1 protein-coding gene is annotated in these 1,058 nt (G+C 77.8%); it reads left to right on the top strand.

From position 1 onward, the window contains the following. On the top strand, positions 1-1,058 hold a 1,058-nt coding region (locus FK498_RS18795; protein WP_141857239.1), incomplete at both ends, for a S41 family peptidase.

Below are 1,058 nucleotides of genomic sequence, written 5' to 3'. Positions count from 1 at the left end.
GCCCTCGCCGCCCGCGTGCTCGCCGCCGCCGGCGCCGGCTCGCCCGTGCTGGCCCGGCAGCCGCGCGAGACCCTGGTGCGCGCCTTCTTCGACGAGGCGCTCGCCACCCTCGACCCCTATACCCGCTACGTCCCGGCCGAGGAGGCGCGCGCCGGCCGGTCGCGCCGGCTCGGCGAGAGCGGGCTCGGCCTGGAACTCGCCCCGGATCCCGCCGGCGCGCGGATCGTGCGCGTGATCGACGACGGCCCAGCCTGGGCGGCCGGGCTCAGGCCCGGCGAGCAGGTGGTCGCGATCGACGGCCGCGCCACCGCGCGGCTCGACCGGGAGGCGCTGGACCGCCTGCTTGAAGGCGCGGAGAGCGCGCCCGTCACGCTCACGCTGCGCCGCGAGGGCGGCCGCAGCGAAACCATCGTGCTGGTGCGCGCGATGGTCGCGCCGGAGACGGTGTCGGTGGACTGGAGCAGCGCCCTGCCCGTGGTGCGCATCTCCGCCTTCAACCGGCTGACCGACCGCCGCCTCGCGCGCGCGGTGGTCGAGGCCGCGCACCGCGATCCCGCCCCGCCCGGGCTGGTCCTGGATCTGCGCGGCAATCGCGGCGGGCTCCTGCGCCAGGCGATCGCCGCGGCCGACCTCTTCCTCACGGGCGGCGTGATCGCCACGGCGCGCGGCCGGCACCCCGATGCCTCGCGCATCCACCGCGCCGGCGGCGCCGACATCGCGGGCGGGCTCGATCTCGCCGTGCTGGTGGACGGCGCCACCGCCTCCTCGGCCGAGGTGCTGGCCGCCGCGCTGCAGGACAATGGCCGGGCGGTGGTGATCGGCTCGGTCACCACCGGCAAGGGCCTGATCCAGACCGTGGTGACGCTGCCCGACGAGGGCGAGCTCCACATCACCTGGTCGAGCCTTCATGCCCCCTCGGGCTATCCGCTGCAGGGGCTCGGCGTGCTGCCGACGATCTGCACCAGCCGGGGCGTGGAGGTGGCGCGCCGCGCGGTGACCGACCGGCGGCGTGGCCGCCCACCCGAGGCGCCGGCGCCCTGGCGCGCGACCGCCGACCG

It is taken from the genome of Elioraea sp. Yellowstone (genome assembly GCF_006704265.1).
In the GTDB taxonomy this organism is placed as follows: Bacteria; Pseudomonadota; Alphaproteobacteria; order Acetobacterales; family Acetobacteraceae; genus Elioraea.
This window is presented reverse-complemented; position numbering and strand designations above follow the sequence as displayed.